Origin of the sequence: Streptomyces sp. NBC_00038 (assembly GCF_026343635.1) — a bacterium.
Lineage (GTDB): Bacteria > Actinomycetota > Actinomycetes > Streptomycetales > Streptomycetaceae > Streptomyces.
The window spans coordinates 3,564,969-3,589,967 of record NZ_JAPELQ010000001.1 but is presented as its reverse complement, the minus strand read 5'-3'; the positions used below and the strand labels follow the sequence as shown (position 1 = coordinate 3,589,967).

General features: G+C 69.3%; 26 protein-coding genes. 13 read left to right on the top strand and 13 right to left on the bottom strand.

Annotation, left to right across the window (positions count from 1 at the left end; translation table 11 throughout):
* The first annotated feature begins 54 nt into the window (after nucleotides 1–54).
* The 3 genes from OG219_RS16335 to OG219_RS16325 all read left to right on the top strand — a co-directional run bounded on the left by OG219_RS16335 (nucleotide 55) and on the right by OG219_RS16325 (nucleotide 1,659).
* Nucleotides 55–852 (top strand): helix-turn-helix domain-containing protein, encoded by a 798-nt coding sequence (locus OG219_RS16335; protein ID WP_266827198.1) that lies wholly within the window; start codon nucleotides 55–57, stop codon nucleotides 850–852.
* 265 nt (nucleotides 853–1,117) lie between these two features.
* Nucleotides 1,118–1,441, top strand: coding sequence for a helix-turn-helix domain-containing protein (locus OG219_RS16330; protein ID WP_266827196.1), 324 nt, complete (start codon nucleotides 1,118–1,120; stop codon nucleotides 1,439–1,441).
* A 26-nt stretch (nucleotides 1,442–1,467) separates the two neighbouring features.
* A complete protein-coding gene (locus tag OG219_RS16325; RefSeq protein ID WP_266827194.1) occupies nucleotides 1,468–1,659 on the top strand; it encodes a nuclear transport factor 2 family protein in 192 nt (63 codons plus the stop codon).
* Nucleotides 1,660–2,837: 1,178 nt separating this feature from the next.
* Here the strand turns inward: OG219_RS16325 and OG219_RS16320 are convergent.
* Together OG219_RS16320 and OG219_RS16315 are read right to left on the bottom strand one after the other, a co-directional pair.
* Nucleotides 2,838–3,110 carry a DUF397 domain-containing protein gene (locus OG219_RS16320; protein WP_266827192.1) on the bottom strand — a complete coding sequence of 91 codons (273 nt, stop codon included), beginning with the start codon at nucleotides 3,108–3,110 and terminating at the stop codon, nucleotides 2,838–2,840.
* Nucleotides 3,092–3,925, bottom strand: coding sequence for a helix-turn-helix transcriptional regulator (locus OG219_RS16315; protein ID WP_266827190.1), 834 nt, complete (start codon nucleotides 3,923–3,925; stop codon nucleotides 3,092–3,094). Before OG219_RS16315 ends, OG219_RS16320 begins: the two co-directional genes overlap by 19 nt.
* Nucleotides 3,926–4,040: 115 nt before the next feature.
* Here OG219_RS16315 and OG219_RS16310 point away from each other — a divergent pair, with 115 nt between their 5' ends.
* From OG219_RS16310 to OG219_RS16290, 5 genes are read left to right on the top strand one after another with little or no spacing between them, the layout of a single operon-like run.
* Nucleotides 4,041–4,247 (top strand): hypothetical protein, encoded by a 207-nt coding sequence (locus OG219_RS16310; RefSeq protein WP_266827188.1) that lies wholly within the window; start codon nucleotides 4,041–4,043, stop codon nucleotides 4,245–4,247.
* The gene (locus OG219_RS16305) at nucleotides 4,244–4,459 is read left to right on the top strand and encodes a hypothetical protein (RefSeq protein ID WP_266827186.1); all 216 of its coding nucleotides are present in this window, start codon (nucleotides 4,244–4,246) and stop codon (nucleotides 4,457–4,459) included. Before OG219_RS16310 ends, OG219_RS16305 begins: the two co-directional genes overlap by 4 nt.
* Before the next feature lie 25 nt (nucleotides 4,460–4,484).
* Entirely contained in the window at nucleotides 4,485–5,096 is a 612-nt protein-coding gene (locus tag OG219_RS16300) for a DUF1266 domain-containing protein (protein WP_266827184.1), read from the top strand.
* Between the two features lie 22 nt (nucleotides 5,097–5,118).
* On the top strand, nucleotides 5,119–5,865 hold the full coding sequence (gene recO, locus OG219_RS16295) for a DNA repair protein RecO (protein WP_266827182.1): 747 nt from the start codon (nucleotides 5,119–5,121) through the stop codon (nucleotides 5,863–5,865).
* A 32-nt stretch (nucleotides 5,866–5,897) separates the two neighbouring features.
* Nucleotides 5,898–6,746, top strand: a complete 849-nt coding sequence (locus tag OG219_RS16290) for an isoprenyl transferase (RefSeq protein ID WP_266827180.1) — start codon at nucleotides 5,898–5,900, stop codon at nucleotides 6,744–6,746.
* 95 nt (nucleotides 6,747–6,841) lie between these two features.
* Here the strand turns inward: OG219_RS16290 and OG219_RS16285 are convergent, their stop codons facing one another.
* The 5 genes from OG219_RS16285 to OG219_RS16265 all read right to left on the bottom strand — a co-directional run bounded on the left by OG219_RS16285 (nucleotide 6,842) and on the right by OG219_RS16265 (nucleotide 12,896).
* Nucleotides 6,842–9,199, bottom strand: coding sequence for a M4 family metallopeptidase (locus OG219_RS16285; RefSeq protein WP_266836111.1), 2,358 nt, complete (start codon nucleotides 9,197–9,199; stop codon nucleotides 6,842–6,844).
* A 546-nt stretch (nucleotides 9,200–9,745) separates the two neighbouring features.
* Nucleotides 9,746–10,156, bottom strand: coding sequence for a Fur family transcriptional regulator (locus OG219_RS16280; RefSeq protein ID WP_266827178.1), 411 nt, complete (start codon nucleotides 10,154–10,156; stop codon nucleotides 9,746–9,748).
* A gap of 59 nt (nucleotides 10,157–10,215) precedes the next feature.
* Nucleotides 10,216–11,118, bottom strand: a complete 903-nt coding sequence (locus OG219_RS16275; RefSeq protein ID WP_266827176.1) for a metal ABC transporter permease — start codon at nucleotides 11,116–11,118, stop codon at nucleotides 10,216–10,218.
* The gene (locus OG219_RS16270) at nucleotides 11,118–11,888 is read right to left on the bottom strand and encodes a metal ABC transporter ATP-binding protein (protein WP_266827174.1); all 771 of its coding nucleotides are present in this window, start codon (nucleotides 11,886–11,888) and stop codon (nucleotides 11,118–11,120) included. The genes OG219_RS16275 and OG219_RS16270 overlap by 1 nt, the downstream gene beginning before the upstream one ends.
* A gap of 45 nt (nucleotides 11,889–11,933) precedes the next feature.
* Entirely contained in the window at nucleotides 11,934–12,896 is a 963-nt protein-coding gene (locus OG219_RS16265) for a metal ABC transporter solute-binding protein, Zn/Mn family (RefSeq protein WP_266827172.1), read from the bottom strand.
* A 132-nt stretch (nucleotides 12,897–13,028) separates the two neighbouring features.
* On the opposite strand from OG219_RS16265, the gene OG219_RS16260 reads away from it, so the two are divergent.
* Nucleotides 13,029–14,411 carry a glycine--tRNA ligase gene (locus tag OG219_RS16260; protein ID WP_266827170.1) on the top strand — a complete coding sequence of 461 codons (1,383 nt, stop codon included), beginning with the start codon at nucleotides 13,029–13,031 and terminating at the stop codon, nucleotides 14,409–14,411.
* 74 nt (nucleotides 14,412–14,485) lie between these two features.
* Here OG219_RS16260 and OG219_RS16255 read toward each other — a convergent pair whose 3' ends face one another.
* The gene (locus tag OG219_RS16255; protein WP_266827168.1) at nucleotides 14,486–15,595 is read right to left on the bottom strand and encodes an endonuclease/exonuclease/phosphatase family protein; all 1,110 of its coding nucleotides are present in this window, start codon (nucleotides 15,593–15,595) and stop codon (nucleotides 14,486–14,488) included.
* A gap of 244 nt (nucleotides 15,596–15,839) precedes the next feature.
* On the opposite strand from OG219_RS16255, the gene OG219_RS16250 reads away from it, so the two are divergent.
* Nucleotides 15,840–16,763 carry a DUF4394 domain-containing protein gene (locus tag OG219_RS16250; protein ID WP_266827166.1) on the top strand — a complete coding sequence of 308 codons (924 nt, stop codon included), beginning with the start codon at nucleotides 15,840–15,842 and terminating at the stop codon, nucleotides 16,761–16,763.
* A gap of 63 nt (nucleotides 16,764–16,826) precedes the next feature.
* Here OG219_RS16250 and OG219_RS16245 read toward each other — a convergent pair whose 3' ends face one another.
* The 3 genes from OG219_RS16245 to OG219_RS16235 all read right to left on the bottom strand — a co-directional run bounded on the left by OG219_RS16245 (nucleotide 16,827) and on the right by OG219_RS16235 (nucleotide 18,844).
* On the bottom strand, nucleotides 16,827–17,879 hold the full coding sequence (locus OG219_RS16245) for a chitinase (RefSeq protein WP_266827164.1): 1,053 nt from the start codon (nucleotides 17,877–17,879) through the stop codon (nucleotides 16,827–16,829).
* A gap of 144 nt (nucleotides 17,880–18,023) precedes the next feature.
* Entirely contained in the window at nucleotides 18,024–18,230 is a 207-nt protein-coding gene (locus OG219_RS16240) for a hypothetical protein (protein ID WP_266827162.1), read from the bottom strand.
* 80 nt (nucleotides 18,231–18,310) lie between these two features.
* The gene (locus OG219_RS16235) at nucleotides 18,311–18,844 is read right to left on the bottom strand and encodes a MarR family winged helix-turn-helix transcriptional regulator (protein ID WP_266827160.1); all 534 of its coding nucleotides are present in this window, start codon (nucleotides 18,842–18,844) and stop codon (nucleotides 18,311–18,313) included.
* Nucleotides 18,845–18,961: 117 nt separating this feature from the next.
* Between OG219_RS16235 and OG219_RS16230 the strand changes: the two genes are divergently transcribed.
* A complete protein-coding gene (locus OG219_RS16230; protein WP_266827158.1) occupies nucleotides 18,962–19,816 on the top strand; it encodes an LLM class flavin-dependent oxidoreductase in 855 nt (284 codons plus the stop codon).
* Here the strand turns inward: OG219_RS16230 and OG219_RS16225 are convergent.
* Entirely contained in the window at nucleotides 19,809–21,239 is a 1,431-nt protein-coding gene (locus OG219_RS16225; protein ID WP_266827156.1) for an MFS transporter, read from the bottom strand. The two genes, OG219_RS16230 and OG219_RS16225, sit on opposite strands and share 8 nt — an antisense overlap.
* 111 nt (nucleotides 21,240–21,350) lie before the next feature.
* Between OG219_RS16225 and OG219_RS16220 the strand changes: the two genes are divergently transcribed.
* Complete coding sequence (locus OG219_RS16220; RefSeq protein ID WP_266836110.1) at nucleotides 21,351–22,244, top strand: helix-turn-helix transcriptional regulator; 894 nt, start codon at nucleotides 21,351–21,353, stop codon at nucleotides 22,242–22,244.
* Nucleotides 22,245–22,284: 40 nt separating this feature from the next.
* Here the strand turns inward: OG219_RS16220 and OG219_RS16215 are convergent, their stop codons facing one another.
* Nucleotides 22,285–23,736, bottom strand: a complete 1,452-nt coding sequence (locus OG219_RS16215; RefSeq protein WP_266827154.1) for an MFS transporter — start codon at nucleotides 23,734–23,736, stop codon at nucleotides 22,285–22,287.
* Between the two features lie 81 nt (nucleotides 23,737–23,817).
* On the opposite strand from OG219_RS16215, the gene dusB reads away from it, so the two are divergent.
* A complete protein-coding gene (gene dusB / locus OG219_RS16210; RefSeq protein WP_266827152.1) occupies nucleotides 23,818–24,969 on the top strand; it encodes a tRNA dihydrouridine synthase DusB in 1,152 nt (383 codons plus the stop codon).
* Nucleotides 24,970–24,999: the final 30 nt, after the last annotated feature.

Genomic DNA, 24,999 nt, shown 5'->3' with positions numbered 1-24,999 from the left:
CTCCGACGCTAGGCGCCGCCCCGGTCTGTCCACCACGGGCTACGCTGCCGTTCCATGTCGCAGAACGGACAGCTGCCGCCGCCCGCGACGTCGCGGCACGGACCGCACCCGCCCACGTCCGCCACCGCGATCTTCGTCGGGCACTTCACCATGCCGCGAGGGACCTCCTTCACCACGCACTGGCACCCCTTCCACCAACTGGCCTGGTCCGCCAAGGGGTTGCTCCGCGTCAGCAGCGAAAAGGGCTCCTGGCTGCTGCCGCCCTCGCTCGCCCTGTGGATCCCGGCCGGGGTGCCGCACTCGACCGGGTCCGAGGGCGACGCGGTCATGCGCAGTCCGTACGTCGATCCCGTGAGCTGCCCGCAGATCACCTGGACGGAGCCGACGGTGGTGGCGGTCGGGCCGTTGCAGCGTGCGCTCGTCGACCACCTGGTGCGCACTGACCTCGCCCCGGAGGCCCGGTCCCGCGCGGAAGCCGTACTCCTGGACGTGCTGACCCCCGTCCCGGTGACAAGCGTCGCGGTCCCCGAGCCGCGGGACCCACGGGCCCGTGCGATCGCCCAGGCCCTCACCGCCGACCCGGCCGACGGACGCCCACTGTCCGCCTGGGGAGTCCAAGTCGGCGCCGGCGCACGCACATTGGCCCGACTCTTCGTCGCCGAAACGGGCCTGGCCTTCGGCCAGTGGCGCGAGCAACTCCGTATGCAGGCCGCCATGCCCCTGCTCGCAGACGGCCAGACCCTGGAAACCGTCGCCCGCCACGTCGGCTACGCCTCCGCCAGCTCCTTCGTCGCGGCCTTCCACCGCGTCGTGGGCGTGACACCGCGGCAGTACTTTCCGGCGCGCTCCTAGAGCTCCGCGGACTGGTCGATGCGACCTCGTGCGAGTGAACGTTCGGGGTTCGGGCTTGCGGCTCCACCTCTCGCAGGTTTAGTGAATGCTAAACTCGCGAAGGGATTGAAGGTGGAAGAGCAGTGGGACGTCTACCTGACCGACGAGGTGGATCAGTGGCTGCACGACTTGGAGAAGGCGTCCTAGGTCCGCGGGTCGTAGCGAGGTGCGTGTCCTGTTCATGTTCGACCCATGGCGTGGCTGATCGGAAGAAGGAGCCGGGGAAGTGAGCGGATACGTCAGTTGGTCGGCCAGTGGGCACCGGGAGCGGGCGGAGGAGCTGGCAGGCGGCCGGGACGCGTTTCTCGAAGGTGCTCAGCGCATGCTCACCGAGGCCCGGGCCTGGCGGCTGGTCGACATGCGCCAGGAACGCGGGTTCACCCAGACACAGGTGGCCGAGCGGATGGGTGTGAGCAAGGGGCGGGTCTCCCAGATCGAGAGTGGCCAGGTCTCCGGTACGGATGTCGTGGCGCGGTACGTCGAGGCGCTGGGCGGGAACCTGGTGCTGGTCGCGGTCTTTGGCGACGGGGAGTTGCGGAAGGTCGGTTGAGCAAGGGCGTGGGGGAGCGTACGAGGGTGCGAGGCGGCCCCCGACTGCACCGCTGGCCAACCAACATCACCATCCACGAGACGACCGACCCCGAGGTCAGCGTCGCCGAGTTCGAGTACCAGGGAACGGTCGCTGAGACCGGAGAACCCTTCGCACTGCCCGGCATCTTCGTCCTGCGAGTACGCGATCGCGAGATCATCAGCTCCCCCTCGGGCTAGAGCGTGGGTGCTTGTCGGCCGGGGGTGTGGTGTGAACGTTGGGGCCGCCCGCTTCTTGGTCAGTGTCGTGCTTCCGCGGCCCGAGTAAAGGGCGCTCCGCTGCGCTACGCGTCGGCTGCGCCGATTCCGCTCCGCTCCACCCTTGACTCGGCCCACTCCAGCACGGGTTAGAAGCGAGCGAGCGGCCCAGGGGTGAGGGGTCCCGGGAGGTGGGCTGGCGGGGCCGTGGGTGGGGAGTTGCCCGGAGGGGCGGAGCGCGGTCGCGTCTCGCCTGCACGCCGGGTGGGCTTAGCGGCGGCGGCCGGTGGGGTGGGGGGTTGTGAGTGGTCGGGTGGTGGGTGGTTGCGGGGGCGCGCTTGCGGAGTGGGGGCACGCCGGGTCGGCTTGGCGACCGGCGACCGGCGACCGGCGACCGGCGACCGGCGACCGGCGACCGGCGACCGGCGACCGGTGCCAGTCGCTCGGCGACCGGTGCCAGTCGCTCGGCGGTGGGTGGCTGGGCAGGGGAGCTGCCTTGCCCCGGCGGGGCAAGGCCTGTGGGCTCAGCCGTTGACGACTGTTGCTGGCGGCTGGCGGCTGGTGGTGGTCCGTGGGTCCGCTGCGCGCGGGGCGCGGGGCGCGGGGCACGGGGCCGTTTGCCGACCTCCTGCGTCACACGGTCCCCTCCCGTCGTGTGCAGGCAGGTGATTGGCAGATTTGTCCCACCGGAGGATGGGAAAGCCCCTGCTCACGCAGCGCATGCCTGGGACGAATCTGCCAATTACCCCTCATCCGCCCTCTGGCGCGGCGGATGGACGCTTCCCGGGCTTGGGAGAGTGGGCGCGCGCCCATCTACCCCCACCCGGCGTTCGTCGCTGAGCCGGCCCGGACTGTCACCGCGAGGCCGGTGCGGACCGCACTCACCGCAAGTCGCTAAGCGCACCCGGCGTGCTGGCGAGGCGCGTTCGCGTCGCACTCGCCGGGTTTCTTCTGTCCGACGGTGGTGTCGGCCTACCTGGGACCCCTTCCCTCCGGGCCGCCCGCTCGCTTCTAACCCGTGCTGGAGCGAGCCGAGTCAAGGGTCGGCCGGAGGCCGATCGGCGCAGCCGACGCGTAGCGCCCTTTACTCGGGTCGCGGAAGCACGACACTGACCAAGAAGCGGGCGGCCCCGACGGTCACTTGAGAACCGGGGGCAGGGTCACCCGGCCACCGCGCCGGTGAACTCCGTCCAGGCGGCGGAGCCGATCACGAGGACGGGACCGTCCGGGGTCTTGCTGTCGCGGACGGGGACGACGCCGGGGAAGCCGTCGGCTACTTCGACGCACTCGCCGCCGTTGTCGTCGCTGTAGCTGCTTTTGCGCCAGCGGGCGGCGCCCGTGAAGTCGTAGGCGACCTCGACGCAGCTGCCGCCGTTGCCGTCGCTGTACGTGCTCTTACGCCAGCGGGCGTTGCTCAGGTCGTACTCGTGCATCGTCTGTGGTCCTCAGCCGCCGATGCGATCAGAGCCAGGGACGCCGCCGGCGGCAGTGCGGCGACCCTGAGCAGATCGTAGGTCCCCTGCATCCGCTTCACCAGGGCTGGATCGTCGAGCAGACTCCCCGAATACACGGCTTCTGTATAGACAGTTGGCGGAGCGTCCTCGAACTCCATGAGCGTCATCATCCCGGCCATCGTGGCAAACGCTCCGACCGAGTACGGAAGGATCGTGACCAGCACTTTCCGTTCGTGGGCCATGGCGACGATGTGTTCCCACTGCTCGGCCATCACCTCGTGCCCGCCCACCGGGATGCGCAGCACGTTCTCGTGCAGGACCGCCCAATACTCGGGCCGTGTAGAGCCGTCGAGGATGTGCGCCCGCTCCAGGCGGGCTGTGACCTTCTCGCTCACGTATTCCTCGGTGGCGAAGGGATTGGCCGCCAGAGTGACTGCCCGAGCGTACGCAGCTGTCTGCAGGAGACCCGGCACCAGTACCGGCGCGAAGTCGCAGAGCTTCGTAGCCAGCCGCTCCAACTCCACAACCGCCGCGAAGTAATCCGCGTACCGCTTGTCGTCGATGAGCTTCCGCCACGTCCGCTCGAAAAAGCCTCCGGTTTGTAGGATCTCATCGATCCTCTGTGCCACATCCAACTGTGGCCGCCGAATGGCCTGTTCGAATTGCCCAATATAGCCGCCCGACACAAAAACGCGATGACCCAACTCCGCCTGGGTTAACCCGGCGTTCTCCCGCTGCCGTTTCAACTCCGTCCCGAAGAACTCCCAAGCCGCCTGTCGCGAACCGTTGGCCATGGCCAACCCCCTTGCGCTGCTCCGGATTTGTAGAGCACAGACTCCTGCCGAGTGTAGGCGCAGGGCGTCATGCTGGAGATGAGAAGAGTGAAAGTCGAAAAGGCAGGGGAGCACGGTGACGGCACAACACTCGGCGCGGTGCGTCGAAGAGGCGGAGGAAACGGTGAAGGAATTGCGGGCGGCGCTTGCGAACGCCGGAATTACGTTGCCGTCACTGGGGATCGACCCGGCGAGTTTGGCGCGAGAGGCGCCTTGCCCGCGCGTTGAATTGGGCGGCTGTTCCGTCGAGTTGGCGGCTCGGCTCGCGGCGGCCCTGCGGTGAAGCCGGTGATCGGGTCGTACGCGGTGGACACGCGGACCGGAAGGGTGGGGATGGTCATGGGACATGAGGGGCCCTACGTACAGCTGAGACCGTACGGCGGCGGCAGGGAGTGGGACTGCGAACCGGACGCCGTCCGGCGAGCCACCCCGGCGGAGCGGCTCAGCGCGGCGACGGCGTATGCCAACGCACGCAGCCGCGGCGAGGTCCCTTGAACGGCGTGACATAGGGTGCTGCGCCATGGCGATATGGAACCGCAAGCCGAAGGCGGCGAGAAAATACCCCGTTCCCCTCACCGCGCACCAGCTGTGGATGGTGTCGCTCAGCGCGCCGGTGAACCGGGACCGTGACGCGTCGCGGACGACCCTGTACCCGTTCACCCGCATCGACGACGAGAAGGCCCGGCGGTGGCTGGCCGACCAGTGGGAGATCACCTCGCGTGACGCCCTGGTCGGCCGGCTCGACGGCCTCGCGCGGACCGGGTACCGCACCCGGGCGCGGCTGCGGCTCGGCATCGAACCGCTGGCGTGGGACGCCGGGCTGTACGTGGACATCTCCCGCCGGGGCTTCGCGTGCGGAATGCTGAGCGAGGCCGAGGCGTGGACCGCGCTCAAGAACATCGTGCCGGCGGTGGTGCGGTCGTACGCCTCCTGGAACGAGTACGCCGATCACTATCTGCTGGGCCGGATGGTCTGGCGGGACAACCTCCAGGGCACGCCGGACGCGAACTTCCCCGCCCCGCAGGCCGTGTCCGACGCGCACCTGAAGTCCCTCCTCGACCCGGCGAACCGGGCGAGCCCCTGGAACATGGCGCCGTGGGAAGCGATCGGCCACCCCGACCACGCACGCTGACTCCGTACGCGAGAATGACCCCATGAGCCTGTTCCGCGACGACGGCATCGTGCTGCGCACCCAGAAGCTGGGTGAAGCGGACCGCATCATCACCCTGCTCACCCGGGGTCACGGACGCGTACGCGCCGTAGCCCGGGGAGTGCGGCGGACCAAGTCGAAGTTCGGGGCGCGGCTGGAGCCGTTCTCGCATGTGGACGTGCAGTTCTTCGCGCGGGGGAGCGAGCTGGTCGGGCGGGGGCTGCCGCTGTGTACGCAGAGCGAGACGATCGCTCCGTACGGTGGCGGGATCGTGACCGACTACGCGCGGTACACCGCCGGGACGGCCATGCTGGAGACCGCCGAGCGGTTCACCGATCATGAGGGGGAGCCGGCCGTGCAGCAGTATCTGCTGCTGGTCGGCGGGCTGCGCACCCTCGCCCGCGGTGAGCATGAGCCGCATCTCGTCCTCGACGCCTTCCTGCTGCGTTCCCTCGCCGTGAACGGCTACGCGCCCAGTTTCAGTGCCTGTGCGAAGTGCGGGATGGCGGGACCGAATCGGTTCTTCTCGGTCGCCGCGGGAGGTTCCGTCTGCGTCGACTGCCGGGTGCCCGGCAGCGTCGTACCCTCGCCGCAGGCCCTCGAACTGCTCGGCGCGCTGCTGACGGGAGACTGGGAGACCGCGGACGCCGCCGAGCCGCGGCACGTCAGGGAGGGCAGCGGACTGGTGTCCGCCTACCTGCACTGGCACTTGGAACGCGGCCTTCGCTCACTGCGTTACGTAGAGAAGTAACAAGAACCAAGGACCAAGGAGACGAGAAACACATGGCCGTACGCGGGATCCTGGGACGCCAGCGCCGCGAGTACAGGACGCCGGAACCGCACCCGTCCGGTGCCCGCGCGCCCAAGCTCCCCGGCGAGCTGGTGCCGAACCATGTGGCGATCGTCATGGACGGCAACGGACGCTGGGCCAAGGAACGCGGGCTGCCGCGCACCGAGGGGCACAAGGTCGGCGCCGAGCGTGTCCTCGACGTACTTCAGGGCGCGGTCGAGATGGGAGTCGGCGCCATCTCGCTGTACGCCTTCTCCACCGAGAACTGGAAGCGCTCACCCGACGAGGTGCGCTTCCTGATGAACTTCAACCGCGACTTCATCCGCAAGACCCGCGACCAGCTCGACGAGCTCGGCATCCGGGTCCGCTGGGTGGGCCGGATGCCCAAGCTGTGGAAATCGGTGGCCAAGGAGCTCCAGATCGCTCAGGAGCAGACCAAGGACAACGACCGGCTGACGCTGTACTTCTGCATGAACTACGGCGGTCGCGCCGAGATCGCCGACGCGGCGAAGGCCCTCGCCGAGGACGTGAAGGCGGGGCGGCTCGACCCGTCGAAGGTCACGGAGAAGACCGTCGCGAAGTACCTCTACTACCCCGACATGCCGGACGTCGACCTGTTCCTGCGGCCGAGCGGTGAGCAGCGCACCTCCAACTACCTTCTCTGGCAGAGCGCTTACGCCGAGATGGTCTTCCAGAACGTGCTGTGGCCCGACTTCGACCGGCGTGACCTGTGGCGGGCCTGCGTCGAGTTCGCCTCCCGCGACCGCCGCTTCGGCGGCGCCGTCCCGAACGAGCAACTGCTGGAGATGGAGCGGGACATGCAGGGCCGTACGGAGGCCTGAGACAGCTGCCGTGAGACGGCACGGCACCCGGCGCTCCCCACGCCGGGTGCCGCTGACTGTCGTACGGGCCTTGCATCCCGTACGTGCCTACGCGATCAGCCGGTCGTGACCGCCGTGTCGTCGATGACGAAGCTCGTCTGGAGCGAGGAGTCCTCGACACCGGTGAACTTCAGCGCGACGGTGGTGCCCGCGTAGGCCGACAGGCTGAGGGACTTCGCCACGTACCCGCTGGCCGCGTTCAGGTTGGAGTAGGTGGCCAGAGTCGTCGACCCGGCGGTGACCGTCAGCTTGTCGTACTGGGTGCTGGTGGTGGTCTCGGCCGTGTCGATGTGCAGGTAGAACGTGAACGTGGTGCCCGTGCAGCCGCTCGGGATCGTCACCGACTGGGACAGCGTGTCGGTGTGCGTCGATCCGTAGCCGTCCAGCCAGGCCTTGTAGGAGCCGGTGCGGGCCGCCTGGCTGCTGGAGCTGGTGATGACCCCGCTGGTGGCGGTCCAGGTGGTGCTGCCCGACTCGAAGCCGGCGTTGCCGAGCAGCTGCGCCGAGGTGCAGGAGCCGCCGCCGCTCGCGCTGACCGTCCACGTGAAGGACGCCGTACCCGTGGCGCCCGTGCTGTCGGTCACCGTGACCGTGGTGCTGTAGGTGCCCCCCGTGGTCGGGGTGCCGGAGATCGCGCCCGTGGAGCTACTGATCGACAGGCCGGTCGGCAGACCGGTCGCCGCGTACGTCAGCGTGCCGCTGTTGGTGCTGCTGGCCGTGATCGCCAGGCTCACCGCCGTGCCCACCGTCGACGACTGGCTGCCCGGGTTGGTGACCGTGACACCCGTGGTCGGCACGGTGATGTGGCTGCCGACGTTGATGCCGGCGAAGGCGTTGCCGACCCCGGCGTACTGGGTGGAGCTGGTGCCGTAGAGCGCCGCGGCGGCGTTCAGCGCGGCGGTGCGGGCCTGGGCGTACGTGGTGCTGGACGTCATGTACGTTGTCAGCGCCTTGTACCAGATCTGCAGGGCGGCGGCCCGGCCGATGCCCGCGACGGCGACACCGTCTGAGGTCGGGCTGTTGTAGGTCACGCCGTTGATGGTCTTGGAGCCGCTGCCCTCGGAGAGCAGGTAGAACATGTGGTTCGCCGGGCCCGAGGAGTAGTGGACGTCGAGGTTGCCGACGCCGGAGTACCAACTGTCGGCGGAGCCGCCGTCCTTGTCGGGCTCGTCCATGTAACGCAGCGGCGTGCCGTCGCCGTTGATGTCGATCTTCTCGCCGATGAGGTAGTCGCCGACGTCGGTGGAGTTGGCCGCGTAGAACTCCACGCCGGTGCCGAAGATGTCGGAGGTCGCCTCGTTCAACCCGCCCGATTCACCGGTGTAGTTGAGGCCCGCCGTGTTGGAGGTGACGCCGTGCGTCATCTCGTGGCCCGCCACGTCCAGCGAGGTGAGCGCGTGGGTGCTGCTCGTGCCGTCGCCGTACGTCATGCAGAAGCAGTCGTCGTCCCAGAACGCGTTGACGTACGCGGTGCTGTAGTGGACGCGTGAGTAGGCCGCGACCCCGTCGTTCTTGATGCCGCTGCGGCCGAAGGTGTTCTTGTAGAAGTCCCAGGTCGTCTGTGCGCCGAAGTGGGCGTCGACACCGGCGGTCTGGGTGTTGGAGCCGGAGCCGGTGCCCCAGGTGTCGTCGGCGTCGGTCATCAGGGTGCCGGTGCCCGAGGTGCCGTTGTTCAGGCTGTACGTCTTGTGGGTGCCGCGCGTGGTGTCGTTCAGCTGGTACGTCGAACCGGACAGCGTGGTCCCGATGGTGACCGTTCCGCTGTACTGGCTGTTGCCGGTACCGGTCTTGATGTCCTGGTACTGGTAGAGCTCCGCGCCGGTGGCGGCGTCGGTGACGACGTGCAGCCTGCTGGGCGTGCCGTCGTCCTGGAGACCGCCGATCACCGTCTCCCAGGCGAGCTTCGGGGTGCCGCTGCCGGCCCAGATCACCTTGCGGGCGCTGTCGGTGGTGGCCTTCTCGGCGTCCAGGGCCTTGGCTGCACCGAGCGCCTTGGTCTCGGCGGCCGACTTGGTGAAGGTCGGGGTGGTGGAGGCGACCTTGACGGTCTGCTTGGTGTTGAAGGTGCTGCTCACCGTGCCCGAGGCCTGCGAGGCGGGCGGGGTGTGCACCACGACGTCGCCGCCGAGGACCGGCAGCCCGGCCCAGGTGCGCTCGTACCGCGTGTGCAGCGTGCCGTCGTTGTCCTTGACGACATCCTTGACGACCAGTTTCTCCTTGGCGCCGAGGCCCAGGGTGGTGGCGGTCTGCGTGGTCTTCTGCGCCGCGCTCTTGATCAGCGCGGTGCGCTGGGTGGGGGTGAGCTCCGCCTCGAGTGCGCTGGTGCGCAGGGGGCTGGGGCTCGGGGGAGCGGGCTTCGCGACGGCCGGAACCGTCTGGACGCCGACTGCCAGGAGCGCGGCGGCGGCGACCAGCGCGCCGGCCGCGGTCGCCCTGGAGGAGCGCCGGTTCGCGGTGCGGGGGGATCTGTGGGGGCTGTTGCGTCTCACTCGTACTCCTACTGCGACGGCCGCGGGTGGGCGGCCGGAGACAGATCCGGGCAGACGGGGGTGTGCAGCCCGGGGCGAGCTGAGCAGCGCGCATCCCTCATGAGGGGGCAGGGTGCGCAAGACGTGGGGGATGGCTGGAGGAACAGTGACACCATTGATGAGGGCATGTCATCTCAAGCCGAGAGGTCGAGGGTTATCCCTCTGCCTCGCGGCTGAGCAGCCGTTCGATGGACGTTCGATGACTCTTCGTTGACGGACCGGCGGTCGGACAGGCTCGGTCGGGCCCGACGGTCTCACCGCGCGGGGCGCACGCGCGCGTATCTCCCGTGGATCCGGGGGCCTTGGCTGCGGGGTCCCGTCGTTGGGGCTGGGGTCGGGGTGGGTCGCGTGGCCCGGCGCTTGCGGGGTGCCGCTCACTTTGGGACGGGCGCCGCCCCTAGCGGCACGCATGCCCACAGCTGGTGACGACGGCTAAGCGGCCGCGCACTCCGCGCAGGTTCCGAAGATCTCCACCGTGTGGGCGACGTTCACGTACCCGTGCTCCGCCGCGATCGCCTCCGCCCACGTCTCCACGGCCGGGCCCTCGACCTCGACCGCCTTGCCGCAGACGCGGCAGACGAGGTGGTGGTGGTGCTCGCCGGTGGAGCAGCGGCGGTACACGGACTCGCCGTCGGACGTACGCAGGACGTCGACCTCGCCGGCGTCGGCGAGGGACTGCAGCGTGCGGTACACGGTGGTCAGCCCGACGGAGTCGCCCTTGTGCTTGAGCATGTCGTGGAGGTCCTGCGCACTGCGGAACTCGTCGACCTCGTCCAGCGCCGCGGCCACCGCGGCACGCTGCCGGGTGGAACGACCCCGTACGGGCGATCCAGCAGTTGTCACCGTTGCCTCCTCCACGTCTGCCCTTGCCCGGCCATTGTGCCAGCCCGGACTGTGCCCGTTCAGACGCCGACCTTCCGGTCCGACCCGCGGATGGCCGGAATCGCGCACTCCGCCGGGTCCCCGGCCGCCTGCGCGGCCGCCAGCGCCCGGGCCCTGCGCCGCGCGATCGGTGTCGCAAGGGCGGTCAGCACGATGAACGCGCCGATGGTCAGCAGCACGATCGTCGCGCCGGGCGGCACATCCTGGTAGTACGAGGTCACGGTGCCGCCGATGGTCACGCTCACGCCGATCGCCACCGCGATCGCGAAGGTGGCGGCGAAGCTCCGGCTGAGCTGCTGCGCCGCGGCCACCGGGACCACCATCAGGGCGGAGACCAGCAGCAGGCCCACGACCCGCATCGCGACGGTGACCGTCACCGCGGCCGTGACGGCCGTGAGCAGGTTCAGGGCGCGCACCGGCAGGCCCGTCACCCGCGCGAACTCCTCGTCCTGGCTGACCGCGAACAGCTGGCGGCGCAGGCCCAGGGTGACGAGTACGACGAAGGCCGCAAGGACGCAGATCGCCGTCACGTCGGACTCCGAGACGGTGGACAGCGAACCGAAGAGGTACGAGGTGAGATTGGCGTTCGAGCCCGTCGGCGCGAGGTTGATGAACATCACGCCGCCCGCCATACCGCCGTAGAAGAGCATGGCCAGGGCGATGTCGCCGCGCGTCTTGCCGTACCAGCGGATCAGCTCCATGAGGACCGCGCCGACCACGGAGACGGCCGTCGCCATCCACACCGGGGACCAGGAGAGCAGGAAGCCGAGGCCGACGCCGGTCATCGCGACGTGGCCGATTCCGTCGCCCATCAGGGCCTGGCGGCGCTGCACGAGGTAGATGCCGACGGCGGGCGCGGTGATGCCGACGAGGACGGCGGCGAGCAGCGCCCGCTGCATGAACGCGTAATCGAGGATGTCCATCAGCTCAGCAGTCCCGTCCGGATCGGTTCGGCGTCGTGAGCCGCGTGCGGGTGTACGTGGTCGTGGCCGGGCAGCGCGTGCTGGCCGAGCGCGGCCGGGGGCGGGCCGTCGTGCAGGACGCAGCCGTCGCGCAGTACGACCGCGCGGTCGATCAGGGGCTCCAGGGGGCCCAGTTCGTGCAGGACGAGGAGGACGGAGGTGCCCTGGGCGACCTGCTCGCGCAGGGTCGACGCCAGTACCTCCTGGCTCGCCAGGTCGACGCCCGCCATCGGCTCGTCCATGATCAGCAGTTCGGGTTCGGAGGCGAGGGCGCGGGCTATCAGGACCCGCTGGTGCTGGCCGCCGGACAGCGCGTTCACGGAGTCCTTGGCGCGGTCCGCCATGCCGACGAGGCCGATGGCCTTCCGTACGGCCTCGTGGTCCGCCTTGCGCAGCACGCCGAAGCGGGCGCGGGACAGCCGCCCGGAGGCCACGATCTCGGTCACCGTCGCGGGCACACCGCCCGCGGCCGTGGTGCGCTGCGGTACGTAGCCGATGCGCGCCCAGTCGCGGAAGCGGCGGCGCGGGGTGCCGAAGATCTCGATCTCCCCGCCGCTGATGGGGACTTGGCCGATGATGCTGCGCACGGCCGTGGACTTGCCGGATCCGTTGGCGCCGAGCAGCGCGACGACCTCGCCGTGGTTCACGGCGAGGTCGATACCGCGCAGGACGGGGCGTGAACCGAGTTCCGCGGTCACTCCGCGCAGGGATATGACGGGCCCGCTCTTCATGCCGCCGTCCTCCGTGTTCGTTGCGTCACTTCGTGCTGCGTTCTGTCACTTCGCGCCCAGGGCCGTTTCCAGCGCCTTCAGGTTCGACTCCATGACCTGCAGGTAGTCGTCGCCCTTGGACTTGTCGGTGATGCCCTCGATCGGGTCGAGGACGTCCGTCTTGAGGCCCGCGTCCTTGGCGATGGTCTTGGCGGTGTCGTCGCTGACGAGGGTCTCGTAGAACACCGTCGTGACGCCGTCCGCCTTGGCCATGGTCTCAAGGTCCTTCACGCGGTTCGCGCTGGGCTCGGATTCCGGGTCAAGGCCGTTGATGGCCTCCTCGGTGAGGCCGTAGCGCTCGGCGAGGTAGCCGAAGGCGGCGTGCGTGGTGATGAAGACCTTGCTGGTGGTGTTCTTGAGCCCGTTCTCGTACTGGGTGTTGAGGGCGTCGAGCTTCTTCACCAGCGCCGCGGTGTTGCTCTTGTATTCCCCGGCGTTGTCCGGGTCCTCCTTCTCGAAGGCCTTGCCGACACCCTCGGCGACCTCGGCGTACTTCACCGGGTCCAGCCAGATGTGCGGGTCGGTGGCCCCCGTCTCCTCACCCTCGGTGTCGTCGTGCTCGGCCGCGTGCCCGCCGACCTCGTTGCCGTGCTTCTCCAGGGTGGTCAGCGTCGCGGCGTCGATCTTGGTCTTGACCTCGGACTGGGCGACGGCGTCGTCGACGGCCGGCTGGAGGTTCTTGAGGTAGAGGACGGCGTCCGCCTCCTGGAGCTGCGCGGTCTGCTTGGCGCTGATCTCCAGGTCGTGCGGCTCCTGACCGGGCTCGGTCAGGTTGGTGACGTTCACGTGGTCCCCGCCTATCTCCTCGGCGAGGTACTGCAGGGGGTAGAACGACGCCACGACGTCGAGCTTCCCGCTGCTGTTGTTGTCGGCGGCGGACGAGTCCGAGCAGGCGGAGAGGGTCGCGAGACCGAGGACAGTGGCCGCGGTCACAGCGGTCCCCGATATGAGGCGTCGTCGTACGTTCATGACAGTCATTTTCAACAAAAATGGAAACGATTGTCAACAAAGGTTGGAGGCCTCAACCGATTTGATACATGGGTGGGCGGCGCCGGTAACCTGAAGCATTCGCTGCCGTCCGTTCGTAATGAAGAGAGCACCGTGGCCGCCGACAAGATCGACACCATCGTCAGCCTGAGCAAGCGCCGTGGCTTCGTTTTCCCCTGTAGTGAGATCTACGGCGGGCAGAAGGCCGCCTGGGACTACGGCCCGCTCGGCGTCGAGCTCAAGGAGAACATCAAGCGCCAGTGGTGGCGTTACATGGTCACCTCCCGTGAGGACGTCGTCGGTATCGACTCGTCGGTGATCCTGGCCACAGAGGTCTGGGTCGCGTCGGGTCACGTCGCCACCTTCTCCGACCCGCTCACCGAGTGCACCTCCTGCCACAAGCGCTACCGCGCCGACCACCTGGAGGAGGCCTACGAGGCGAAGCACCACCGCCTCCCGGAGAACGGCCTCGCCGACATCAACTGCCCCAACTGCGGCAACAAGGGCCAGTTCACCGAGCCCAAGCAGTTCTCGGGCCTGCTCTCCACGCACCTCGGCCCCACGCAGGACAGCGGCTCCGTCGCCTACCTGCGCCCCGAGACCGCACAGGGCATCTTCACCAACTTCGCCTCCGTGCAGCAGACTTCCCGCCGCAAGCCGCCCTTCGGCATCGGCCAGATGGGCAAGTCCTTCCGCAACGAGATCACGCCCGGCAACTTCATCTTCCGCACCCGCGAGTTCGAGCAGATGGAGATGGAGTTCTTCGTCAAGCCGGGCGAGGACGAGAAGTGGCAGGAGTACTGGATGCAGGAGCGCTGGAACTGGTACACCGGCCTCGGCATGCGCGAAGAGAACATGCGCTGGTACGAGCACCCTGCCGAGAAGCTCTCGCACTACTCCAAGCGCACCGCCGACATCGAGTACCGCTTCCAGTTCGGCGGCAACGAGTGGGGTGAACTGGAAGGCGTCGCCAACCGCACGGACTACGACCTGAACGCCCACTCCAAGGCCTCCGGCCAGGACCTCTCCTACTTCGACCAGGAGGCGGGCGAGCGCTGGACCCCGTACGTCATCGAGCCCGCCGCCGGTGTCGGCCGCGCGATGCTGGCGTTCCTCCTGGACGCCTACGTCGAGGACGAGGCCCCCAACGCCAAGGGCAAGATGGAGAAGCGCACCGTCCTGCGCCTCGACCCGCGCCTGGCCCCGGTCAAGGTCGCCGTCCTCCCGCTGTCCCGCAACCCGGAGCTCTCCCCGAAGGCCAAGGGCCTCGCCACGGCGCTCCGGCAGAACTGGAACATCGACTTCGACGACGCCGGCGCCATCGGCCGCCGCTACCGCCGCCAGGACGAGATCGGCACCCCGTTCTGCGTCACCGTCGACTTCGACACCCTCGACGACAACGCGGTGACCGTGCGCGAGCGCGACACCATGAAGCAGGAGCGGGTGTCGCTCGACCAGATCGAGGGCTACCTCGCCAGCCGCCTGATCGGCTGCTGAGCCCGCTTGTACGTCACTGGTGCCGGGTCCCTTTCCAAGGGGCCCGGCACCGGTGCGTTCACGGCGGCGATCGCTCAGAGGTCCAGGTCCGCGTACAGCGCCGCGTGGTCGGAGGCCTGCTCGGGCCTCGCGGTCACGGTGTCGAAGTGCTCGAAGGTGTTCGGCGCCCAGATCCCGCGCCGCTCCACACCCGTCCCCCGTACGAGCTCCCACAACTGGGGCGAGAACATGAGGTAGTCGAGCTTCTGGGCGGGCCTGGTGCCCGTCCCATGGGTGCCGGGGGCGCCCGTGTACGTGGGGTGGGACATCGCGTCCCGCAGGCCGACGTCGAGGAGTTCCTTGATCGGCAGGCTGGTCAACTGGTCGTTGAGGTCCCCGGCGACCACGACGTGCGCGGACCGCAGGAGCGCCTCCTCGTAGATCTCCTTGACCCGCCTGGCCTGCGCCAGCCGCCGGCCCGCGCCCTCTCCCCGTATCTGGCTCTTGAAGTGGTTGCCCAGGATCCACAACGGCGTCCCGTCGAGCTCTATCTCGAACTCGGGGCAGTCCCGGCTGAACACCGGCGGGTCGGACGGCTTCGGGTCGAAAATGTGCGACCTCATGGACGTGATGGGGTGACGGCTGAGGATGCCGATGTCGATGCCCCGGCTGTCGTTGCCGTCGATCAGCATGTTGTACGGGTACGGCTGCCTCCCCAGCGCGTCACCCAGGACCTGCCTGTTGAAGCGGGCAAGGGTGAGACGGTCCTCGACCTCGACGGTGAGCAGTATGTCGGCGTCGACCTCGGCGATCACCCGGCCCGTGTTGCGCACGGCAGGCCAGCTCACGTCGGCACGGACCAGCTCGGCCCAACCCGCCCATTTCGAACGGCCCTTGGCCTTGATGTTGATGACCGGATCGGCCTCGGTCCCGCCCAGGGTGAAGAGCTTGGCACCGGCTCCCCGGGTCTGGTTGACGAAGATCGCCCCGGCCCGGTCCGGATCGGCCTCGAAGGCCCGGTGCTTCTTCACCAGCTCGGCGATCCGCGCCTTGTCCGCGTCCGTGTAGGGGTCCTTCGCGATGAGGGCGGCCAACTCGTTGAAGTCGTCCAGGACTTCGTTGCGTTCACCGTCGTCCTCGATGCCGAAGACCTTCGGGCGGCGGAACAGGTTCTCCGCGTTGAAGGTGGCGATACGGATGGTCATGGCGCCTCCTCGAGCGGCGCAGGCGTATCCGCGTGCCGGCGCCAGGCGCCGCCGAGGTGACTGTTCGCCGACAGCTCGAATTGTCCGAGAGCGGGGCATCGGTGTCCAAGGGAACGGCAGGGGAACTTTCGGCGGCTCGGGGAAATTTCCCCGCAGGAGACACCAATCCGGGACGACCCGCGCTCCGAAGGAGATGTCATACGGCCCGCAGGGGGTGGGCCGTGCACCTTCCACGGGGGCGTACATGCGTAAGCAAGCACTCATCGGCATACTGACGATGGCGGTGGCGATCGGGACGGTGGGCGCCGTCGGAACCGGGGCACTGGGCGGCGGGTCCGGGACCTCGGGCTCCGCGGCCGTCGAGGCCAAGGGAGGCACCGGAACCCTGCCCAAGGCCCTCGCGCCGGGCGGGCTGCGGGCCGTCGGACTCACCACCGACCAGCGGCTCATCGCGTTCCGGGTCGACCGGCCCGCGGCCACGGCCCCGCTCGGCAAGGTCAGCGGACTCAAGGGCGACCAGGCACTCATCGGCATCGACTACCGCGTGCAGAACAACAAGCTGTACGCCGTCGGCGACCGCGGCGGCATCTACACCATCCGCGAGATCGGCGCCCGCGCCACCAAGGTCTCCCAGCTCACCGTCGCACTCCAGGGCAAGTTCTTCGGCGTCGACTTCAACCCCGCCGCCAACCGGCTCCGCGTCATCAGCGACACCGGCCAGAACCTCCGCCACAACCTCGACGACCCGGCGGGCGCCCCCGCCGCGGGCACCACGGCCGTCGACGGCACCCTCACCAACCCGCCGGTGCCCCCGAACCCGGGCGCCACCGCGCTCGGCGTGACCGGAGCCGCGTACACGAACAACGACCTCGACACCACGACGGCCACCACCCTCTTCGACCTCGACACCACCCTCGACCAGGTGTCGGTCCAGTCACCAGCCAACGCCGGCAACCTCGCCCCGACCGGCAAACTGGGTGTGGACGCGCCGCTGAACTCCGGGTTCGACATCTACAGTTCGGCGCGGAACGGCACGAACACCGGGTACGCGGTGACCGGCGGCAAGACCTTCCGGATCAACCTGCTGACGGGGAAGGCGACTTCGACCGGATCGTTCCCGCAGGGGCGGCAGGTGGTGGACCTGGCGATTCCGCTGCGGCAGGGCTGAGCCGGATCGTAGGGACGGTTGGCGGATGGCGAGAGGCCCCGGTGGCGGGGCCTCTCGCAGCGCTCAACGGCCCTGCAGGGCCTTGACGTTGTCGCCGAACGTCCAGTTCTTCGAGCCGTCCCAGTTGATGGACCAGGTCATCAGGCCTTTGAGGCTCGTGCCGTAGTGGTTCCAGGCCTGCGAGACCAGGCTCGGCGTCATGTAGCCGCCGCCCGCTCCCGACTGGGCCGGGAGACCGGGGACCTGCTTGTCGTACGGCACCTTGATGGTGGTGCCCTGGACGACAAGTCCCTTGTTCAGGCAGTCGGTTTGAGCGGTGAAGCCCTGGACGGTGCCCGCCGAGTACGAGTCCGCGGAACAGCCGTACATGCTGCCGTTGTAGTACTGCATGTTCAGCCACCACAGGCGCCCGTTGTCCGCGTACTTCTTCACGATCGGCAGGTACGAGCCCCAGATCGAGCCGTACGCGACGCTGCCGCCGGTGACATAGGCGGTCTCGGGGGCCATGGTGAGCCCGAAGTTCGACGGCATCTGGGCCAGCACCCCGTCGATGATGCGGATCAGGTTGGCCTGCGAGGCCGAGAGCGTGTTGATGTTGCCGCTGCCGACCAGGCCGGTCTCGATGTCGATGTCGATACCGTCGAAGTTGTACTGCTTGAGGATCGGGACGATCGTCGCCACGAACCGGTCGGCCACGGTGGACGAGCTCAGGTCGATCCCGGCCGCCGCCCCGCCGATGGACAGCAGGAGCGTCTGCCCCGCCGCCTTCGCCGCGCACATCTCGGCCGGCGTCGCGACCTTCACACCCGTGTCCATCCCGTCCGCCCACAGCGCGGTGCCGTCGGAACGGATCACCGGGAACGCCGCGTTGATCACGTTGTAGCCGTGCTGCGCGATACGGGAGTCGGTGATCGGGGTCCAGCCGAAGGGCGGGTGAACGCCGTTGGACGAGCCGTCCCAGTTCTCCCAGTAACCCTGGAGAACCTTGCCGGAGGGGCGGGACTTCACGGCGCAGACGTCGGCCGCGGCCGCGTCGGGGGCGGCGGCGATCGACAGTTGGGTGAGGCATGCCGTGGCGAGCGCGGCAGCCACCAGGCGCAACTTCCGGCGGATCATGCGGGGCCTCCTGGGGTGGGGGACGCGGGAGGTGTCGTAGGCATGACAGTCCTCTTGGTCCAGACCTGCAGTCAAGAGGTCTGGACCAAATGGAATGACCAGTCGCGGTCCCCGTGCCGTCAAGGGTCCGCCGGTCCGGGAGTGCTAACCCTCCGTCGGATCCACCGTCGCCTGATGCGCCTCCGCCAGGTGTTCTTCCGCCTTCAGCCACGGCAGGAACTGCGCCGCCTTGCGCCAGCCGCACGTGTCGCATCTGATCGTGCGTTGTACGCCGGTTCGCTGGACGTGTACGACGTGCTCGCGGCCGTGCTGGTCCCAGCGGCTTACCTTGCTCGTGTTGATCTGCAGCATGCCACCTCCTGGTGATACCGCGTGATGCCGCGTATTACCGCATTCCCTTACGCAGCAAGGAGTGTGCAGCATGGCGAAGATCAATGGGGATTCTTTGGCGGCGAGTTGGCGGCGCGGTCGTCCGTCGTCACGATCCGCCGCATCAGGGTGATCAGAGTCTCACGTTCGGTGGTCGACAGGTCGCTCAGGAAGTCGGTCTGTGAGCGGTCGGCCACCTTCTTCAGCTTCTCCAGCCGTTTTTCGCCCGCCGCCGTGAGGGCGACGCGCTGGCGGCGGCGGTCACGGGGGTCGCGTTCGCGGCGTACGAGGTTCTGTTGTTCGACCTCGTCGAGGTATCCCACGAGGTGGCTGCGGTTGAGGCCGAGGCGGTCGGCGAGTTCGTGCTGGGCGAGGGGGCCGAAGTCGCCCAGGCCAGCGAGGATCGCGAAGTGGGGGAGGCGGAGGCCGTGTTCCTTGAGGGCCTCGACCAGGGCGCGGTGGCCGATCCGGGCGACGTGGCCCGCCAGGTAGGAGGGCAGGGCCAGCAAGGTCGGGGGGCGCATGGCCGGCGAGTCTGGGGGGTGCGGGGTCTCGTCCGGCTTGTCGGCGGGGATGTCGTCGCGGATCAGGGCCATGCCGCAATCCTATCCTCGACGTAATAGTGTCGGCATGTAATGATTACGCAGCGATGTGATTCCGACGGTGGAACACCCCTGTCGAAGACCCCTGCCGAACACCCCTAAGGACCCGCCATGCCCGACTACGGCCACGACCTCCTCTTCGGCGCGGTGCTCACCCCCGACGCCGAACAACCGCACGCCGTCATCGAGTTGGCGCGGCTCGCCGACCGGGCCGGGCTCGACCTCGTCAGCGTCGCCGACCACCCGTACCGGCCGGACTTCCTGGACGCCTGGACCATGCTGTCCGTCATCGCGGCGCGGACCGAGCGGGTGCGGGTCTTCCCGAACGTGGCCAATCTGCCGTTGCGGCCGCCGGTGGGGCTGGCGCGGGCCGCGGCGAGCCTCGACGTACTCAGCGGTGGGCGTGTGGAGTTGGGGCTCGGGGCCGGAGGCTACTGGGATGCCATCGTCAGTGAGGGGCAGCCTCGGCGTACGCCCGGGGAGGCCGTCGAGGCGTTGGACGAGGCGATCACCGTGATCCGGGCGCTGTGGTCGACCGATGCAGGCAGCGGGAGCAGGGAAGTCGGCGGCAAGCACTACCGGCTCGACGGAGCCAGGCCCGGGCCCGCGGCCGTTCACCCGATCCGGATCTGGGTCGGCGCCCTGGGGCCGCGGATGCTGCGCCTGATCGGGCGCTCCGCCGACGGGTGGCTGCCCAGCGCGACCCGGGTCCCGCCCGCCGAACTCGCCCTGGGGCAGCGGATCGTGGACGAGGCGGCGACCGCCGCGGGCCGTGACCCGCGGTCGGTCCGCCGCCTCTACAACCTGCCCGGCCTCGCCCCGGCAGAGCAACTCGCCGAACTCACCCTCACCCAAGGAGTGAGCGCCTATCTCCTCGCCTCCGACGACCCGTCCACCCTCGAACGCTTCGCTCATGAAGTCGCCCCTGCCGTGCGGGGGTTGGTGGCCAAGGAGCGGGCTAGCTGATCGTGCGAGGCAGCCGAAGGCTCAGGCCCGTGGTCAGTACCACGATCGCCAGCTGGACCAGGAGTGTTGTCACCAGGGCGTACTGCATTCCGTGGCCTGGTACGAGAGAGAGGAAGAGGGAGCCCAGGGTGGCCACGCCGAGGGCGAGAGCCGACTGCTGGGTGGTGATCATGACGCCGCTGCCGACGCCGCCCCGGGCGGGCGGGACTTCGGAGAGGATGATCCGGAAGATGACGGGGAGTTGGAGGGCCTGGCCCGCGCCCGCCACCGCCGCGCCCGGCGCCAGCTGCCAGACGCTCAGGTCCGGCCAGGACCGCCACGCGGCCAGCGCCATGAGGGCCACGCCCACCCCCTGGATCAGCCCGCCTGCGGTGACGACCCGGGTGCCGTAGCGCGCGATCAGCCGCGGGCCGCACAGCGAGACGGCGAAGAAGACCACTGCCATCGGTGCGAGCGCCAGCCCCGCCTGGACCGGGCCGAGCCCGGCGCCGTCCTGCAACGCCACCGCGATCACGAACATGAAGCCGCTGAAGCCGATCGAGAACGGCACGATCATCACCAGGCCCCGGCGCAGCGACGTCAGCGCGAACAGGCTGGGCGGGACCAGCGGCGTACGGCCGCGGCGGTCCTCCCGGCGTTCGACGAAGTAGAACGCGGCCGCCGCGAGCGGGAACAGGGCGAGCGACAGCCATGTCCACAGCGGCCAGCCCGCCGCCCTGCCCTCGGTCAGCGGGGCCAGCAGCGCGAGCAGCGCTATGGCGAGCAGTACCGTGCCGGGGCCGTCGACCGGCTCCGGGTGCTGCGAGCGCGTCTCGGGGACGGCACGCGCGGCCAGGACCAGGCCGAGGATCACCACGGGCACGTTCACGAGGAACACCGAGCGCCAGCCGGTGCCCGCGATGTCCGCCGCGACGAGTACGCCGCCGAGGATCTGCCCGGCCACCATGGAGAGCCCGGCCGTCGCGCCGTACAGGCTCATCGCCTTGGCGCGGCGCGGTCCGGCGGTCGCCGACTGGATCGTGGCGAGCACCTGCGGCAGCATCGCCGCGGACGCCGCGCCCTGCGCGACACGTGCCGCCACCAGCATCCAGGCGCTGGGCGCGAGCCCGCATGCCAGCGAGGTCAGGCCGAAGGCCGCCATGCCGCCGAGGAAGAGCCGGCGGCGGCCGAAGAGGTCGCCGAGCCGGCCGCCGAGGACGAGGAGGACGGCGTACGAGACTCCGTACCCGGCGATGACGAGTTCGAGGACGGACTCGCTCGCGTGCAGGTCCTGGCCCATGGTCGGCAGGGCGACGTTGACGATGAAGAAGTCGATGAGCGGCAGGGCGGCGCCGAGCAGCACGGTGAAGAGTCCGAGGCCGCCGAGCAGGGGTGGGGCGGCGGGGGAGCGGACGGAGGTGGTGAGGGTTCCGGTTTCGGTCACGTCGTCCAGCCTTCTCCTGGTCTCAGGCTGGTACCAGAGTCTCCTTATCCTGGTAGAAGAAGTACCTGGAAACAGGGTGAGGTATACGGCAGGCTGGGGAGCATGACGACGATGGCACAGGAGCGTGGCGGGGCGGCGACGGGGCACGGTGGCCGCGAGTCCGAGATCCGGCGGCACGAACTGGCCGCCTTCCTGCGGCATCGCCGCGAGCACGTCACCCCCGAGCGGGTCGGCCTGCCACGTGGCCCCCGCCGGCGCACTCCCGGCCTGCGCCGCGAGGAGGTCGCGCAGCTCGCCGCCGTCGGTGTCACCTGGTACACGTGGCTGGAACAGGCCCGGGACATCCAGGTCTCCGTGCAGGTGCTCGACGCACTCGCCCGCGCTTTGATGCTCGACCCGAGCGAGCGAGTCCACCTCTTCCAGCTGGCCGGTGCCGTCGACCCCACCCCGGCCTCGCACTGCCCGACGATCACCCCGGCGCTGTTGCGGATGCTGGAGCAACTGGAGCCGCTCCCGGCCTGCATCCAGAACAGCCGGTACGACATCCTCGCGTACAACCGCACGTACGGCCGTCTGCTCTGTGACCTCGACGAGGTGCCGGCCGAGGACCGCAACTGCATGGTCCTCATCACGACGAACGAGCAGTGGCGTTCGTCGATCGTGCTGCTCGACGAGACGATGCGGCTGATGGCCGCCAAGTTCCGCTCCTCCATGGCCGGGCATCTCGCGGACCCCGCCTGGAAGATGCTGCTCAAGCGGCTGCGTGCCGAGTCGGAGGAGTTCCGCGAGGTCTGGGAGCGGCACGAGGTGCTCGGCGCGCGGACCAAGCGCAAGGAGTTCCGCAACGCGGACGTCGGCCGGATCACCGTGGACCACACCGATCTGTGGCTGAACCCGGAGTTGGGGTCGCGCATGGTGACGTACGCGCCCGCCGACGAGGAGTCCCGCGAACGGCTGGAGAAGCTGCACGCGATCGCGGTGGAGCGCGGCAGCGTGAGGGCGTAGCCCCAGCGCAACACCACGCCTGTAGGCCCGCCCGCAGTGCCTACGCCCGTACGCCCGCCGCGTCCCGTGTCTCCGACGCCTCCGGCTCCAGCCGCGCGGCCGTTTCCGCAGCCGTCCGGCGTGCCCAGCGGCCGGTGGTCAGGGCGCCCAGGAAGAGGACCGCGAGGCCGCAGCCGGCGATGATCCACCAGGCGGGGGAGGCGGCCGAGACGAAGGTGGCCTTGTACGCCGTCGTGGTCACGCCGGAGGCCAGCACCGCGCCGATCACGGCGACGCCGAGGGTGCCGCCGATCTGGCGGCTGGTCGAGGCGATGGCGGCGGCGACGCCCGCTTGGGAGCGGGGCATGCCGGAGACGGCGGTGTTGGTGATCGGCGCGTTCACGAAGCCGAAGCCGAGACCGAAGAGGAGGTAGCCGATGACGAGTGTGGTGTTGGACGTCTCGCCCTCGAACGCGGCGAACAGCACACCGCTCGCGGTCATCGCGACCCCGGCGATCAGGAGGGGGATGCGCGGGCCACGGCTGCCGACCATCCGGCCCGACAGTGGTGCGCAGACGAAGCACATGGCCGCCATCGGCAGCATCCACAGGCCCGCGTGCAGTGCGTCCAGGCCGCGCACGTTCTGCAGGTAGAGCGTGGAGAGGAACAGGAAGCCGCTGAGCGCCGCGAACCCGGCGACGGCGATGACGGTGGCCCCGCTGAACGGTGCCGAGTGGAAGAAGCGCAGGTCGACGAGGGGTTCGGTGCGTCGGCGTTCGTAGATGAGGAGGCCGAGCAGCGAGGCGACGGCGATCGCGCCGAAGGCGACGATCTCGATGGCGGCGGACGTGGGCGCCTCGATGATCGCGTACGTGAGGGAGGCGAGGAGCGCGATGACGAGGAGCTGGCCGACCGGATCCGGGCGGCGTGCCTTGGCGGCGCGGGACTCCGGGACGTAGCGCAGGGTGAGCAGGAGTGCGGCCAGGCCCACCGGGATGTTGATCCAGAAGATCGAACGCCAGCCGACCGAGTCCACGAGGAGGCCGCCGACCAGCGGCCCCGCGGCCAGCGATATGCCGACCACGGCGCCCCACGCACCGATCGCGCGGGCGCGCTCGCGCGGGTCCGTGAAGGTGTTGGTGATGATCGACATCGCGACCGGGTTCAGCATCGAACCGCCGACCGCCTGCACCATGCGGAAGGCGATGAGCGAATCGAGGTTCGGGGCGAGGGAGCACAGGGCCGAGCCGAGCGTGAAGAGGACCAGGCCTGCGACGAAGACCTTCCGCCGCCCGATGCGGTCGGCGGTCGAGCCCGCCAGCATCAGCAGTGACGCGAGGACCAGCGTGTACGCGTCGATCGTCCACTGGAGGCCCGCCACGCTCGCGTGCAGTTCCTTCTGCATCGAGGGCAGGGCGACATTCAGAACGGTGGTGTCGATGCTCACGATCAGCAGGCTCATGCAGCAGATCGCGAGCACCAGCATGCGGTGGCGGTGGCTGAGCTCGGGCATTCCACCATCGTACGACCATTTCTATAGTGCGTCTAACTAACGACTGTCGCCGCATTCGCCGGCGTACGTGACAATGGGGGAATGTCCACGCCCACCCTCGCCCCCGCGTCCCCGCTGTCGATCGGCCCCCACACCGTCCAGCCGCCCGTCGTCCTGGCCCCGATGGCCGGGATCACGAACGCGCCCTTCCGCACGCTGTGCAGGGAGTTCAGCGGCGGCAAGGGGCTCTTCGTCAGCGAGATGATCACCACGCGGGCGCTGGTCGAGCGCAACGAGAAGACCATGCAGCTGATCCACTTCGACGCGACCGAGAAGCCGCGTTCGATCCAGCTGTACGGGGTGGACCCGGCGACCGTCGGCAAGGCCGTCCGCATGATCGCGGAAGAGGGTCTCGCCGACCACATCGACCTGAACTTCGGCTGCCCGGTCCCGAAGGTGACACGCAAGGGCGGCGGTTCCGCCCTTCCGTACAAGAGGAACCTGCTGCGGGCGATCCTCCGGGAGGCCGTGAGCGGGGCCGGTGACCTCCCCGTCACGATGAAGATGCGCAAGGGCATCGACGACGACCACATCACCTACCTGGACGCCGGCCGGATCGCGGTCCAGGAGGGCGTCACGGCGATCGCCCTGCACGGCCGGACCGCCGCCCAGCACTACGGCGGCACGGCCGACTGGGACGCCATCGCGCGCCTCAAGGAGCACGTGCCGGAGATCCCCGTCCTCGGCAACGGCGACATCTGGTCCGCGGACGACGCGGTGCGGATGGTGCGGGAGACCGGGTGCGACGGGGTGGTCGTCGGGCGCGGGTGCCTGGGGCGGCCGTGGCTGTTCGGGGATCTGGTGGCGGCCTTCGAGGGGCGTGCGGAGTACGCCCGTCCCACTCTCCGTGAAGTCGCGTCCGTGATGGTCCGGCACGCGACCCTGCTGGGCGAGTGGATCGGCGACGAGGCGCGCGGCGTCATCGACTTCCGCAAGCACGTCGCCTGGTACTTGAAGGGCTTCGCCGTCGGCTCCGACATGCGCAAGCGCCTCGCCATCACCTCGTCCATCGCCGAACTCTCCGAGGGGCTCGCCGAGTTGGACCTCGACCAGCCCTGGCCGCTCGGCGCGGACGGGCCCCGCGGGCGTACGTCAGGCAACAACAGGGTTGTCCTGCCGGAGGGTTGGCTCAAGGACCCGTACGACTGCGCGGGGATCGGCGAGGACGCGGAGCTGGACACGTCCGGGGGCTGACCGGCTTCGGCCCGGCCTCGACCTGGCCTC

Bases quoted from the DNA above. Each gene is read 5' to 3' on its own strand.
- OG219_RS16335 (WP_266827198.1), top strand. From the start codon at position 55: ATGTCGCAGAACGGACAGCTGCCGCCGCCCGCGACGTCGCGGCACGGA.
- OG219_RS16320 (WP_266827192.1), bottom strand. From the start codon at position 3,110: ATGCACGAGTACGACCTGAGCAACGCCCGCTGGCGTAAGAGCACGTAC.
- OG219_RS16315 (WP_266827190.1), bottom strand. From the start codon at position 3,925: ATGGCCAACGGTTCGCGACAGGCGGCTTGGGAGTTCTTCGGGACGGAG.
- OG219_RS16300 (WP_266827184.1), top strand. From the start codon at position 4,485: ATGGCGATATGGAACCGCAAGCCGAAGGCGGCGAGAAAATACCCCGTT.
- recO (WP_266827182.1), top strand. From the start codon at position 5,119: ATGAGCCTGTTCCGCGACGACGGCATCGTGCTGCGCACCCAGAAGCTG.
- OG219_RS16290 (WP_266827180.1), top strand. From the start codon at position 5,898: ATGGCCGTACGCGGGATCCTGGGACGCCAGCGCCGCGAGTACAGGACG.
- OG219_RS16275 (WP_266827176.1), bottom strand. From the start codon at position 11,118: ATGGACATCCTCGATTACGCGTTCATGCAGCGGGCGCTGCTCGCCGCC.
- OG219_RS16270 (WP_266827174.1), bottom strand. From the start codon at position 11,888: ATGAAGAGCGGGCCCGTCATATCCCTGCGCGGAGTGACCGCGGAACTC.
- OG219_RS16265 (WP_266827172.1), bottom strand. From the start codon at position 12,896: ATGAACGTACGACGACGCCTCATATCGGGGACCGCTGTGACCGCGGCC.
- OG219_RS16255 (WP_266827168.1), bottom strand. From the start codon at position 15,595: ATGACCATCCGTATCGCCACCTTCAACGCGGAGAACCTGTTCCGCCGC.
- OG219_RS16250 (WP_266827166.1), top strand. From the start codon at position 15,840: ATGCGTAAGCAAGCACTCATCGGCATACTGACGATGGCGGTGGCGATC.
- OG219_RS16245 (WP_266827164.1), bottom strand. From the start codon at position 17,879: ATGATCCGCCGGAAGTTGCGCCTGGTGGCTGCCGCGCTCGCCACGGCA.
- OG219_RS16240 (WP_266827162.1), bottom strand. From the start codon at position 18,230: ATGCTGCAGATCAACACGAGCAAGGTAAGCCGCTGGGACCAGCACGGC.
- OG219_RS16235 (WP_266827160.1), bottom strand. From the start codon at position 18,844: ATGGCCCTGATCCGCGACGACATCCCCGCCGACAAGCCGGACGAGACC.
- OG219_RS16230 (WP_266827158.1), top strand. From the start codon at position 18,962: ATGCCCGACTACGGCCACGACCTCCTCTTCGGCGCGGTGCTCACCCCC.
- OG219_RS16220 (WP_266836110.1), top strand. From the start codon at position 21,351: ATGGCACAGGAGCGTGGCGGGGCGGCGACGGGGCACGGTGGCCGCGAG.
- OG219_RS16215 (WP_266827154.1), bottom strand. From the start codon at position 23,736: ATGCCCGAGCTCAGCCACCGCCACCGCATGCTGGTGCTCGCGATCTGC.
- dusB (WP_266827152.1), top strand. From the start codon at position 23,818: ATGTCCACGCCCACCCTCGCCCCCGCGTCCCCGCTGTCGATCGGCCCC.